General features: G+C 43.9%; 11 protein-coding genes. 6 read left to right on the top strand and 5 right to left on the bottom strand.

Translation table 11 applies throughout. The features are described 5' to 3' along the window. Window positions 1-615: 615 nt before the first annotated feature. The 6 genes from M886_RS06605 (at window position 616) to M886_RS06580 (ending at window position 6,018) form a co-directional block, all read left to right on the top strand. On the top strand, window positions 616-813 hold the full coding sequence (locus M886_RS06605; RefSeq protein WP_011033773.1) for a 4Fe-4S dicluster domain-containing protein: 198 nt from the start codon (window positions 616-618) through the stop codon (window positions 811-813). A 30-nt stretch (window positions 814-843) separates the two neighbouring features. Then, a complete protein-coding gene (locus M886_RS06600) occupies window positions 844-1,602 on the top strand; it encodes an RNA methyltransferase (protein WP_048040753.1) in 759 nt (252 codons plus the stop codon). A 126-nt stretch (window positions 1,603-1,728) separates the two neighbouring features. After that, the gene (locus tag M886_RS06595) at window positions 1,729-3,834 is read left to right on the top strand and encodes a minichromosome maintenance protein MCM (protein ID WP_048040749.1); all 2,106 of its coding nucleotides are present in this window, start codon (window positions 1,729-1,731) and stop codon (window positions 3,832-3,834) included. A gap of 146 nt (window positions 3,835-3,980) precedes the next feature. After that, entirely contained in the window at window positions 3,981-4,271 is a 291-nt protein-coding gene (locus tag M886_RS06590; protein WP_048040747.1) for a DUF424 domain-containing protein, read from the top strand. A 130-nt stretch (window positions 4,272-4,401) separates the two neighbouring features. Continuing rightward, the gene (locus M886_RS06585) at window positions 4,402-5,025 is read left to right on the top strand and encodes a hypothetical protein (protein ID WP_048040745.1); all 624 of its coding nucleotides are present in this window, start codon (window positions 4,402-4,404) and stop codon (window positions 5,023-5,025) included. 30 nt (window positions 5,026-5,055) lie between these two features. Then, window positions 5,056-6,018: a coiled-coil protein gene (locus M886_RS06580; RefSeq protein ID WP_048050903.1), complete on the top strand. Its 963-nt coding sequence runs from the start codon at window positions 5,056-5,058 to the stop codon at window positions 6,016-6,018. 369 nt (window positions 6,019-6,387) lie between these two features. Here M886_RS06580 and M886_RS06575 read toward each other — a convergent pair whose 3' ends face one another. From M886_RS06575 to M886_RS06555, 5 genes are all read right to left on the bottom strand, one after another. Beyond that, on the bottom strand, window positions 6,388-7,008 hold the full coding sequence (locus M886_RS06575; protein WP_048050902.1) for an S-layer protein domain-containing protein: 621 nt from the start codon (window positions 7,006-7,008) through the stop codon (window positions 6,388-6,390). Further along, the gene (locus tag M886_RS06570; protein WP_011033766.1) at window positions 6,992-7,969 is read right to left on the bottom strand and encodes a biotin--[acetyl-CoA-carboxylase] ligase; all 978 of its coding nucleotides are present in this window, start codon (window positions 7,967-7,969) and stop codon (window positions 6,992-6,994) included. Before M886_RS06570 ends, M886_RS06575 begins: the two co-directional genes overlap by 17 nt. 117 nt (window positions 7,970-8,086) lie before the next feature. After that, the gene (locus tag M886_RS06565; RefSeq protein ID WP_015412118.1) at window positions 8,087-9,568 is read right to left on the bottom strand and encodes an acetyl-CoA carboxylase biotin carboxylase subunit; all 1,482 of its coding nucleotides are present in this window, start codon (window positions 9,566-9,568) and stop codon (window positions 8,087-8,089) included. A gap of 22 nt (window positions 9,569-9,590) precedes the next feature. Next, window positions 9,591-11,312 (bottom strand): sodium-extruding oxaloacetate decarboxylase subunit alpha, encoded by a 1,722-nt coding sequence (gene oadA / locus M886_RS06560; protein ID WP_048050901.1) that lies wholly within the window; start codon window positions 11,310-11,312, stop codon window positions 9,591-9,593. Between the two features lie 505 nt (window positions 11,313-11,817). Beyond that, the gene (locus M886_RS06555; protein ID WP_011033763.1) at window positions 11,818-12,783 is read right to left on the bottom strand and encodes a class I SAM-dependent methyltransferase; all 966 of its coding nucleotides are present in this window, start codon (window positions 12,781-12,783) and stop codon (window positions 11,818-11,820) included. Between the last annotated feature and the right edge of the window lie 184 nt (window positions 12,784-12,967).

Below are 12,967 nucleotides of genomic sequence, written 5' to 3'. Positions count from 1 at the left end.
GCCTTCGGGTATGTGGGGTTCGGTAGAGTTTGAGACCTGTATTGAACCCCGCATAACATTCACACTTTGTGATTTTTTAGTTATTCATTATATAGTTTCTGTCCATGCTCTCAAACAATCAGCTGGCAGAAATAGTTACAGATTTGTATATAGATCTGGAATGAATGCATGAAAATTAGTCGAGAGTTTTCACAAAAACTATATAAAGATCAGATAATAGATTGTTACTTTTATCGTTTTTTAACATACTTTATGCACAATATTAAATACTACATATAGTGTTTTCCAACAAAATTCACTTAAATATTGCACGAAAATAGCATTTTTGACGTTTTGATCCTTAGCCAAATCCAAATGTAGATTGTATGTGTACACAAAGATCTGGAAAAATAATTAAAATGTTTATCCCTCAATTAGCCATTAAGTTTAACCCTTCCAGATAAATTTCACAGCGTAGTCTAATATATAAGGGAAATGAATAAGACCTCTTCATATTTTAATGAAGAATCATAAAGAAATAAATAGAAAATCATACTGAAAAGGATAGCAAAATATATTAAAACAAGAATATTATAAAATATTTGAAATAATACAACCGGATGGAAAATAACCGGCATGAAAATTTATATTGATGAAGAAAAATGTACAGGTTGCGGAGCATGTAAGGCTGCATGCCCTAAAGGCCCGAGGGTTTACTCCATTGAAGAAAAAAAAGGTAAAAAGGTCTGTGTTGTAAAGGACCCTTCTTACTGTCTGGGGTGCAGGATGTGCACGACTGTCTGCATGGCAGATGCAATTACCCTTGAAAACTAATTCTAAAAAATGCGTTCAGGATTGAGAAATTTGTCATTAAATATTCGAGTAGTGCTTGTAGAACCCATGTACCAGGGAAATGTCGGATCTGTTGCAAGAGCCATGAAAAACTTCGGATACTCCGACCTTGTCCTGATGAACCCCTGCGAACTTGAAGGGCAGGCAAGGGCAATGTCTTCTCATGCCAGGGACGTGCTTGAAGGGGCAAGGATCGTTTCAACCCTTGAAGAAGCCGTAAAAGGTTCAGACCTGCTTATAGGGACTACAGGAATCTCAAGCCTGAAAACCGGAGAACATATACGCCTCCCTCTTTATACTGTAAAAGAGGTCAGAGAAAAACTTAAAGGATGCAGCGGCACTATTGCACTCCTTTTCGGGCGTGAGGACAACGGCTTCAGCAATGACGAACTGAAAGGATTTGATATGCTTATTACGGTCCCAACCTCGGAAATATACCCGATTATGAACCTTTCCCATGCCGTTGCAATCGTGCTTTACGAGCTATCCGGACTCGAAGGAGGAAGCAATCCTCTTGCAGACGGCTTTGACCTGCAGCTTCTTTACGGGCATCTGGACGAGCTGCTTGAAGAAATAGATTATCCGGCTCACAAAAAAGACAAAACTTCCCTGATGCTGAGGAGGATATTCGGAAGGGCAGGGCTGACTCCGAGAGAAGTACAGACTCTCAGGGGCATAATAAGGAAAAGCGAGAGAAAAATGAGGCTTGCATCAGAGGCTGAAAACCTGCAAAAAATAGAAGATCCGGGAAGCATAGAAAAGTTCATATGATAATAAGCTGTCTTATCAGAACCTATTATATCTTATACGTTTTTTTACTTTTTTAAAATCATTTTCATGTAAGAACAACCTGATCAAAGATAGAAATTTTCATAAAAGCCAATTTTTGAGAATGTTATGACTGAAACAGAAAGCAAATGGGACGAGAAATTAAAGAGATTCTTTAAAGATTATTACTGGAATGAAATCCTTCAGCTGGCAAACGAATACCCTGACCAGCGTAGCCTTGCAGTTGATTTCACGGATATAGAGAAATTTGACAGGGATCTTTCAAGGGAATTTCTCGAGCATCCCGGAGAACTTATATCCGCAGCTGAAGCCGCCCTGAAAGAAATTGACCTGCCTGTAGAAAAGAACCTTGAGCAGGCCCATGTAAGGGTCATAAAAATTCCTAACAGGATTCCTATCAGGGAACTGAGAAGCAAACACCTCACACGTTTTGTTGCTATCGAGGGCATGATAAGAAAGGCAACAGAGGTCAGGCCAAGGATCACAAAAGCTGCCTTCCAGTGTTTAAGATGTGGGCACCTGACCATAGTGGAGCAGAACAGTTTCAAGTTCGAAGAGCCTTTTGCAGGATGTGAAGAGGAGACCTGCGGGAAGAAAGGGCCATTCAAGGTTTCAATTGAAGATTCAACTTTTATCGATGCCCAGAAACTCCAGATCCAGGAGTCCCCGGAAAACCTGAAAGGAGGGTCGCAGCCCCAGAGCCTGGAAGTGGACTCTGAAGATGACCTCACGGGGAATGTTACTCCGGGGGACCGTGTTATAATCAACGGAGTCCTGAAGTCAAGGCAGCGCACCCTCAAGGATGGGAAATCCACTTTCTACGACCTTATACTGGAAGCGAATTCCATCGAGCGCCTGGACAAAGATTATGATGAGCTTGAAATATCTGCCGAAGAAGAAGAACAGATCCTTGAGCTTTCCCGTGACCCGGCAATTTATGAAAAAATCATAAGCTCCATTGCGCCCTCTATTTACGGATACGAGGATATCAAAGAAGCCCTTGCACTCCAGTTATTTTCAGGGGTTGTGAAGAACCTTCCTGACGGCTCGAGGACGAGGGGAGATATCCACATGATGCTTGTAGGTGACCCCGGAATTGCAAAAAGCCAGCTTCTCCGTTATGTTGTCAAACTATCTCCAAGAGGCGTCTTTGCTTCCGGGAGGAGCGCATCTGCGAGCGGTTTGACTGCGGCTGCCGTAAAAGACGACATGAACGACGGCAGGTGGACGATAGAAGGCGGAGCACTTGTCATGGCTGATATGGGAGTTGCTGCAGTTGACGAAATGGACAAGATGAGGACAGAGGACAAGAGTGCCCTCCACGAGGCAATGGAACAGCAGACCATAAGCATAGCCAAAGCAGGGATTATTGCAACTTTAAAGTCCAGGTGTGCCCTTCTTGGAGCTGCAAACCCGAAATACGGCCGCTTTGACCGGTATGAAGGGCTTGCAGATCAAATAAATATGCCTCCGGCTCTGCTTTCTCGTTTCGACCTGATCTTCGTTTTGCTCGATACCCCAAACCATTCCCTGGACAGCAGGATAGCAAACCACATTCTGCAGTCGCATTATGCGGGAGAACTCTCCGAGCAGAGGCAAAAACTTCCAGGGTCTACAATTTCTGAAGAATTTGTTGATGCTGAAATGGAAATAATCGAGCCTGTTATTGCACCGGAATTTATGCGGAAGTATATCGCATTTGCACGAAAAAATGTTTATCCGGTAATGGAAGAAGATACAAGACATAACCTTATTAACTTTTATACGGACCTCAGGAGAAGCGGAGAAGGCAAGAATACGCCCGTGCCCGTAACAGCCAGGCAGCTCGAAGCACTGGTTCGCCTCTCCGAAGCCAGTGCACGTGTCCGCCTCAGTAATATAGTCACCCTTGAGGACGCAAAACGGACCATCAGAATAGTAATGAACTGCCTTAAAAACGTAGGAGTCGATCCAGAAACAGGAGCTCTTGACGCAGACATACTTGCTTCGGGTACAAGCATGAGCCAGAGGAATAAAATAAAACTCCTCAAAGACATAATAAAAAAAGTCAGTGATAGACACCCGGGTTCCAAAGCTCCTCTTGAAGAGGTCTACGCAGAGGCTGAAAGCGAGCACGGCATAGATAGAGGACATGCAGAGGAATACATAAAGAAGATGAAACAGAGAGGCGACATTCTTTCTCCGGACCAGACCCATATCAGGCTCATTAATTAAGTCAAAAAACAGCGGATTCTCGCAACTGAAACTGTTACTGTACACCAGGAAGCTCCCGAAGGAAAAAACAGTGTACCCGTAAACAAAATAATGATGGTTAAGCTGTAAATACTAAAAGGGCGAAATAGTATTCAAAAAGGGGAAATATGTATCTAAAGATCTATAAAAATGGAGAGCACGTGCTTGTTGCAGCCTGTGATGAGGAGGTGCTCGGAAAAACCCTGAAACATGGCAATACTATGGTAGAAATAAACAGAGCTTTCTATGAAGGAGAGCCTGTATCTGAGGAAGAACTGGAAAAAGTTCTGGAAGAAGCTACAACTGCAAACCTTTTCGGGGAAAAAACGATTAAATGCGCTATTAAATGCGGGCTTATCGATCCGGACTCTGTGATCGTTATAGACTGCGTACCTCATGCCCAGGTGTTTAGAGTTTAAAAAGCCTTGTGACATTTAAACAGGTACTTTAACTGTTAAGAGGGTGGGCAGTCCCGGGTGAAGTCTCCGGACGGCTCTACCAGTCCAAACAAAAAAAGCCTATAAAAAGAAACTACAGAATCGTGATACTGTGAGCGGAAACATTGAAGAAGCCGGGATCAGAATACTGCCAGAAGGGGAACTGATCTCCAGGGTTGTAGAAAAACATAAAAAGTTTCTGGAAGAATATCGGAAAGAATTTGAAGAACTGGACAGCAAGCTGAGCCAGTTTGAAGAAGACGCAAAAAATGCAAAGATTTCCAGAACCCGGATGGCAGAGCGAAAAGAAGTCCTGAAGGAAAAGAGACAGCAGTTTTATCATCAGGTAGAAGGACTGCTCGAAAAGGATCTCTTCCCGAAGCTGGACCCTGTAACTGCTGATAAAATAAAGGAAGACATTAAAAAACTCAAAGGACAGATCGAACCCGAAGAAGAACAGGATCTTAAGAACTCTTTTATGAAAAACCTGGGCGAACTTATCAAAGAGAAAGAGGCAGGAGAAAGCCTTCTCCAGCAGGTCAACGCCAGATTGGACGAAGCCGGCAGCTCAAATATTGAGCTGAAGGAAATAAAAGAGTCTGAAAAACAGCTTGAAGAGGATGATGGAAGCAAAAGCAGCGAAATTTCCAAAAGCAAACCCCAGCACAAATGGCTCAGCACTAAAATAAAAAGTCATGAAGAAGCCCTGAGTTACTGGGAAAAACAAAAAGCATGAATTGTTTCGGAAACACGTGGGTGGTAAGACATGAACAACGACGTTTCAACAGCAGAAACTGCAACGGCCGACCTTTCAAACCTTAATGAACGGGAGCTCAAGGGCAAGGTTAACGAGCTCAGGAGCAGGATAGAGAAAAGCGAAAGGCAATTGGCTTCGATTTTCAAGGATCTGAAAATAAACAGAACCGATATTGACGAACTTAAAGCAAAGAGAGACACTCTGAACCAGCAGGTAAAGGAAAGGGTTGCAAAAGCGCAGGCACTTAGAGACCGCCGGGATGAAATAAATAAACAAATCGGGGAATACAAAGAGAAGAGAAGCGGGATCAATTCCAAAACCCAGGAACTTTTTACAGGGATTGCGGAGCTCAAAGAGAAGCGTGATGAATGTAATAAACTATCCCATGGAAGTGTTGAATCCCTTTCAAAAGCTTATGAAGCTGAACTTGACGCCCTGTTTAATAAAGAACTCCCCCTTGCAGTTGAGATAAAAATAATGCAGAAGCTGGATGACCTGAGTAAACGCCTTGATGCCGCAACGAAGGCTAACGAGCTTCATTCGCAGATCCAGGAGAGTTATAAGGAATCCAAAGGTATTCATAAAGAAGGGGACGAGTTCCACGAAAAAATCCAGGCACTTTCGGATGAGTCTCAGGCATGCCACCTGGAAATGCTTGAAAATTTCAAGGCAGCAGATGAGATCCGAAAAGAAGCAAATATGTACCATGCCCAGCTTACCGACAAAATTGCAAATATAAATTCCATTAAAGAAAAAATCGACCCCCTCAAGAACAATATTGCTAACAGTCGGAAAGAACTTTCATTATATCTCGATAAATTAAAAGATCTCCAGTTAACAAAAGATGAGCACAAAGTAAGCCAGAAACACAGCGATGCACGTGAAAAGCTTCAGAAAAATGCTCGCCTCAGCCTGGAAGACCTCAAACTCCTTATAGAAAAAGGAGACGTAAAATTCTCCACAAATGAATAAGAATTGAAAAGAAAGCACGAAAAAGCATTGAAAAAGCAGATTTTAAAGTCTTAAAAGGGCTTTTCTTCTTACAGGGAACTTTAGTCCGGGACTTGAGTTCCCAGAAAAATAGATTTATTTTATATGTTTTGACTCGATAATAGCTGCTGGTTTCTTTTAACATAACTGTTAACATAACTGTTAACATAATTAGATATTCTATCCGATTTACAGAATTACGAATCATATAACTTACTACATAGATTTCATCAACATAGATTTCGATTACTTATTACAGAATCGGCTTTTCTTACATATTCTTCTATACTAATCGATTTTTCATCCACATATTCTACTATTACTGATCAGTTTTTTTCATATAATCTACTATTACTTTTTCTTATAAATTCCTGCAAAAATCCCGCTTACCAGAAGAACAGCCCCCATGCTCAGAAGTAAAATGGGCATGTCAAAACCTTTTGCCTGATTTTCAAATACGGGAGGAGGAGAAGAATTATTGTTGGAGTTGTTATCAGGAGTAGTTACCGGTGCCTGAGTCATGGGAAGGCGGGGGTTAAGGTACTGATAAACAGGAGAGAACTTTACCAGCACTCCATCTGCTCCGCCGTATATTTTCTCCACTGTGAGGTTCAAAATCTCCGTAGAATTATTAGAATATATAAAAGTGTCACCCTCGCCGACAATAGCGTCTTCAATAGAAGTGTCGTCCCTGCACAGTTCGATCCATACCCTGTTGCCTTCAGAATTAGCGCCTTTTACGTGGAGCTGATAATCCTGCAACAAAGAGTAATAGTCACCTGAGCGCACATAAATCTCGTCCCCATCAATTAGAATAATCGAAAGCCTCCCATTAGATGCTCCTGCGGTGGGAGAGACTGCACAGGCAATGAGAATTGAAAATATAAAAATGACCGGGATTGAAAAAAAAAGAGCTGAAATGAATTTCATTCCTTTACTGCTCTTTTTTTCGCATTTATTTGGGACGCGCATAAATGCATCTACCTGCAATAATTTCTTCCTTAGTATTATCTGCCTTCCTTATGATAAGGGCTCCGTCAGGAGTTACTCCAACCGCCCTTCCCTCTATAATCCTGGAAGGCGTGGTGACTTTTACCTCCCTACCAATTGTATCCGAGAGGGCGAGCCAGTCATTGAGAATATGAGAGAACGGCTGGGTTTTGAAGCTTATGTACTGCTGCTCAAGCTCGAAAAGGAAATCCTGAAGGAAAGAAACCCTCCTGATGTGTTTTCCGAGTTCCACTTTAAGGGTGGTCGAGCCTGCACGGAAAGATTCGGGGATGTCTTTTAAATCCATATTTACATTGATTCCTATACCGAGGACAACATAATCCACCCTGTCTACTTCAGCCTTTGCTTCGGTAAGGATTCCGCATACTTTTTTCCCGTTTATACGGACATCGTTTGGCCACTTGATACGGGCATCGAGCCCCATATCACGGATAACATTTGCAACTGCAAGCCCGGCAACAAGGGTCAGCCTTGAGGCATGCCTGAGAGGGATCCCAGGCTTAAGTATTACTGACATCCATATTCCGCCGTGAGGGGAGACCCATTCCCTGCCCATGCGGCCCCTGCCTCCTTTCTGTATCTCGGCAATGACAAGAGCTCCTTCTTCTTCGGAAGCTGCGATCTCTTTCGCAACACTGTTGGTGGAGCTTACCTCCTCGAAGTAATGAATTTTTTTACCCAGGAGAGTTGTTTTGAGCCCCATCTGAATCTCATCAGGGTACAGGAGTTGAGGAACGGATTTCAGGACATATCCTCTTTTCGGAGATGACTCTATTTCGTACCCATCAGCCTGGAGGGATTTAATGTATTTCCATACCATTGTCCTGGAAATTCCAAGCTTGAGCCCCAGCTCTTCTCCAGAAACCGGAGTCTTTTGCGCATCTTTAAGTGCCTTAATAATTCGAGACCTTTTATCTCCCATCCGTGCACCCCATACAAATGTATATGTTCCACCGTATATATTCTCTTAGTCCAGACATATGGTCATACCCTGATAAGCCGGAAAATCTTTTTCCTCTTTTCCGAAGAGTGAAAAGCATCACCGCTGTGTTTTCTGGGCCATGTTAACATAGGCATGTACAGCGGCCGTGATTGCTGCAACTTTCTTGTCCTTAGCCTCAAGGGCCGAAGCCAGAGTAGCACCTTTCTCACTGTCAGCCTTAACGACGTGTTCTACAGCCTCAAGGATATTCTCCTCTTCGATAAAGCTGGTTGTCATGTCGCCTCTGCGGAATGCAGGGTTCCTCATAACAGCTTTATGGAAAGGGATATTGGTTTTTACTCCAACGACCACATACTCGTAGAGTGCCCTGTCCATCCTGGCGATAGCTTCTTCTCTTTTTCTGGACCAGACACAGAGCTTGGAAATCATGGAGTCATAATAAGGAGAGATTGTATAGCCTGTATGAACTCCGCTGTCCACCCTTACTCCGGGCCCTCCTGCAGAACGGTACCTCTGGATCTTTCCAGGGGAAGGAGCAAAATCATTCAGGGGATCTTCGGCATTTATTCTGCATTCGATTGCATGCCCGTCAATAACTATATCTTCCTGTTCAAAATCGAGTTTGTCTCCCCAGGCGATCCTGATCTGTTCCCTGACAATATCAATTCCGGTTACCATTTCGGTAATTCCATGTTCCACCTGAAGGCGGGTATTGACTTCAAGGAAATAGAAATTCCCTTTAGAGTAAAGGAATTCGACGGTCCCTGCGTTTACATAACCAATTGCTTTTGCAACCTTTACGGCAGCCTCCCCCATCTGCTTCCTGAGTTCCGGAGTCATTATAGGGGAAGGAGCTTCTTCAATCAGCTTCTGGTGCCTTCTCTGGATTGAGCACTCCCTGTCTGAGAGGTAGACCATATTACCATGAGAGTCAGCAAGGATCTGGATCTCTATATGCCTTGGCTCTTCCACGTACTTTTCGATAAATACGGAAGAATCCCCGAAAGCGGAACCTGCCATCTGCCTTGTAGAGCTTAAGGATGTGGCAAGCTCTTCCCTGGAGTGGACAACCTTCATCCCTATTCCACCGCCTCCGGCAGACGCTTTGATAAGGACAGGATAGCCGATCTTTTCTGCAATTTCCATGGCTTCTTCAGGGTCCTCAACTGCGTCCTTTGTTCCGGGAACTACAGGGACTCCGGCTTTCATCATGAGGTGCCTTGCTCTGATTTTGCTTCCCATTTCGGCAATTACATTGCTTGGAGGGCCTATGAAAATAATGCCTTCTTCCTCACAGCGCTTTGCAAAAGCAGGGTTTTCGGAAAGAAAACCGTAGCCGGGGTGGATTGCCTCAGCTCCGGTGTTTTTTGCAACCTCAATGATAGCTTCCATATTCAGGTAGCTCTGGCTTGAAGGGGCAGGCCCTATCAGATAGGCTTCATCAGCATACTTGGCAAAAAGGGCGCTTTTGTCAGCCTCGGAACAGACAGCAACTGTTGAAATCCCGAGCTCCCTGCAGGCACGCATAACCCTGATTGCTATTTCACCGCGGTTTGCAACGAGTACTTTTTTGAACATGATACCTTCCACCTTTCCCGATTTACTCGATTGAAAGGATGATATCTCCGGGCGCGACGGTGTCCCCTTCGGCTACAAAGATTTCCTTAACTATTCCCGAGCGTGGGGCATGAACCGCATTCTCCATCTTCATGGCTTCGATAACAGCTACGGTGTCTCCTTCCCGGACGGTATCTTCTACTTTAACCTTAAGGGAAAGTACCATGCCCTGCATTGAGCTGGTAACCCCTCCTTTAACGTATTCTGCGCTTGGCTTTTTAGGCGACGCTTCAGAGATGGAAACTCCGCCGCCTAGAGGCTCGACCCTGACTTCGTAGACCTCATCGTCCACCTCAACCTTGAAGTGTGTAGGAATTGTGTATTCCTGAGGAGTCGCCGGGGCAGGGGCAATAACTGCCAGAGCTTCTTCTTCCATTTCCCCTTTCAGGAACTTGGGAGCAATTGCCGGATAGAGAATGTATGTAAGGATATCTTCTTCGGAATTTGCAATGCCCATTTCTTCTGCTTCTTTTTTTCTCTTCTCATACTCAGGCTTGAGAAGGTCTGCAGGGCGGCAGTGAATCGGTTCTTCATCGCCTATGATCTTTCCTATGATCTCAGGGCTGATCGGGGCTGGAGAACGTCCGTAGAGTCCGCGTACGTAGTCCTTTACCTCTTTCGGGATGACCTTGTAGCGTTCTCCCATGAGAACATTGAGTACAGCCTGTGTGCCTACGATCTGGCTTGTGGGAGTAACAAGAGGAGGATAACCGAGCTCTTCTCTGACCTTTGGCATCTCTTGAAGCACTGCCCCGTATTTATCGAGGGCATTCTGCTCTTTCAACTGAGAAACAAGATTGGAGAGCATTCCTCCCGGGATCTGGTAGATAAGAACATTGGTGTCAATCTGCTCGGAAATAGGATCGAGGATTCCTCTGTACTTTTCTTTCAGGTCTTTGAAGTACCTGACAGCCTCTTCAAAAGCCCCAAGGTCAAGTCCTGTATCATAGGGGGTTCCCTGAAGAGCTGCAACAACGGTCTCGGTAGGAGGCTGGGAGGTTCCCCATGCCAGAGGAGAGAGTGCCGTATCCAGAACGTCCACTCCGGCAGGGCAGGCTGCCATATAGCTCATAGGAGCCATTCCCGAAGTACAGTGACAGTGGAGAGAAATAGGGATAGAAACCTCTTTTTTCATGGCACTGATTATTTTTGCCGCTTCATTTGGAGAAAGAAGGCCTGCCATATCTTTGATACAGAGCGAATCACATTCCAGCTCTTCAAGCTGTTTTGCGAGTCCTACATACTTTTCTACTGTATGTACAGGACTTATAGTGTAGCAGACCGTGCCCTGGACATGAGCTCCCAGCCTTTTTGCCACTTTTATGGAAAGCTCCATGTTCCTGACATCATTTACAGCGTCAAAAACCCGGAATATATCAATGCCGTTTTCATAGGACTTGGTTACGAACTTTTCAACCACATCGTCCGAATAATGCCTGTATCCTACGAGGTTCTGGCCGCGGAGAAGCATCTGAGCATATGTGTTGTCCATATTTTTCTTAAGGTCCCTGAGGCGCTGCCAGGGGTCTTCGTTAAGATAGCGAATACAGGAGTCGAAAGTGGCACCTCCCCACATCTCAAGGGAAAAATACCCAATCTGGTCCAGTTGTTCAACCACTTCGAGCATATCCCTTGTCCGCATTCTGGTTGCCAGGAGGGACTGGTGTGCGTCCCGGAGGACGGTTTCAGTAATTTTTACACGCATGGATGAGCCTCTTAAATCGGATCAAAAAACAGAATTTATTGAAACATGCGTCTATATATTCTCCAGAAAACTGTCCAGTTTTCAGGGCATACAGAGCCTGTTTGAGCCTGTTTTTTGATCCGGTTCTGTCAAAGCATAAAATCTCCTGACAGCGGTTTATTGCAGAAACCTGCAGTTTACCTGGAGGGGAATTTCTCCGGCATTGTAGGACCGAATCTGAGTTACCGCTTAAATTAACAGGAGAAAACTGATATTAATGGTATATACCGCAAAACTTACCTGTCCTGCGTTGATACGAATATTTTTATTAATACCATTGTTAACAAGTAAATACTTTTCGCTGCCGTTAACATTAGGTATACTCTTTTGAAAAGGAGAATCAAGGACTGAAAAAATAGTTGTAATACAACAATAAGAAAGTTCCGGATTCCGATTTAAAAAAGGAAAAAAAGAAAATAAAACAAAAGAAATTCCTATTAAAATTAAATCTCCATTAAGAGTTACTTTATGTGGATGTATTTTTTTGTCTTCGCCCTACAAAGAGCCACTGATCATAAGCACCTTCTGAATCCGTATTATCCACAATTTCTCCGTCTACACCTGCCCTGAAAAGGGCATCTGCAAGTATTTCAATCTCGGGTTTGCTGCTTACGGTAAAGAGCAGGACTGCGCCATCAGCTGCAACGGAAACAGCTTCTCTTACAATACGGACCCAGAGCCCTTTGTTAAATTCGTAGACGAGCCCCAGCATAAAACCCATTACAGCATCAAAACTTCCCGGCTCAAAGTATCTTGACACGGCTGCTGCATCCATAACCATAACTCTCTGAGGGTTAAGGACCCCCTGTTCGAGCCCCTGGCAGATAGTACATTTGTTTATTTCTATTGCAAGGGGGTCAAGCCCGGATCTGTAAAGTGCGAGTGTTGACATTCCATTCCCACAGCAGACCTCAAGCAGCCTGCCTTCGGGGTAATAACCTTTTTTTCGGAGAAGTTCAAGGATTTCGGCAACCCTTTTTATGCGGTTTTCCGAAAAAACATTGCCATAGGACTCAGGTTTTACTGAGCAGCTGGTGCAGAGGTTCCGGTTAACAAGCATAAGTGAGTAATATTCGTTTACTGCGTTAAACCATGTTTCGTGGAGGAGTTCAATGTCCTTTTCAGGAGAGGTGAGGTTGAGAAGGGAATCTGCAAGAGTTTCAAATTTCTCTTTCAGGGCAGGCTGGGCAAAAGCTCCGGTAAATACCGACCAGAAATCTACAGGAACGTCCTCGTCTGCAGGATTGAAAAACAGCAGTCCGGTTGTGTGACCTGCCTGCCTTACTCTTATAATCCTGATATTCTCAATATCTGGAAAATTTAAAAATCTGTTAAGATATTGAAGGGTAAGTTCAGGGTTTCTCTGGGAGGTGTAACTTTCTTCTATAAGATAGATATCTTCGTCTATTCCAAGGAGTTCCTGTAAGAGCATGTTTGATTAGATTCGAATAATCCGATATCAAGATTTCGAAAAAGAGACTCAAAACAGAGAGGCAGGTATTCGGAAGAGAACAGACTAAGAAAAATTAAGAGAGTAAGAAATTGGGAGAATCTTGTATAAAAAACTTCCCAGAGTTGACAGTTAGTTAGAAATCTCCATAAAAATAATTAGGAAT

The organism is Methanosarcina soligelidi (assembly GCF_000744315.1).
GTDB classification, from domain to species: domain Archaea; phylum Halobacteriota; class Methanosarcinia; order Methanosarcinales; family Methanosarcinaceae; genus Methanosarcina; species Methanosarcina mazei.
The sequence above is the reverse complement of the archived record's forward strand: the minus strand, read 5'-3'. Positions and strand labels throughout refer to the sequence as shown.

Coding starts and splice junctions, on each gene's coding strand:
- M886_RS06595 (WP_048040749.1), top strand. CDS start 1,729: ATGACTGAAACAGAAAGCAAATGGGACGAGAAATTAAAGAGATTCTTT.
- M886_RS06575 (WP_048050902.1), bottom strand. CDS start 7,008: ATGCGCGTCCCAAATAAATGCGAAAAAAAGAGCAGTAAAGGAATGAAA.
- M886_RS06590 (WP_048040747.1), top strand. CDS start 3,981: ATGTATCTAAAGATCTATAAAAATGGAGAGCACGTGCTTGTTGCAGCC.
- M886_RS06565 (WP_015412118.1), bottom strand. CDS start 9,568: ATGTTCAAAAAAGTACTCGTTGCAAACCGCGGTGAAATAGCAATCAGG.
- M886_RS06570 (WP_011033766.1), bottom strand. CDS start 7,969: ATGGGAGATAAAAGGTCTCGAATTATTAAGGCACTTAAAGATGCGCAA.
- M886_RS06555 (WP_011033763.1), bottom strand. CDS start 12,783: ATGCTCTTACAGGAACTCCTTGGAATAGACGAAGATATCTATCTTATA.
- oadA (WP_048050901.1), bottom strand. CDS start 11,312: ATGCGTGTAAAAATTACTGAAACCGTCCTCCGGGACGCACACCAGTCC.
- M886_RS06605 (WP_011033773.1), top strand. CDS start 616: ATGAAAATTTATATTGATGAAGAAAAATGTACAGGTTGCGGAGCATGT.
- M886_RS06580 (WP_048050903.1), top strand. CDS start 5,056: ATGAACAACGACGTTTCAACAGCAGAAACTGCAACGGCCGACCTTTCA.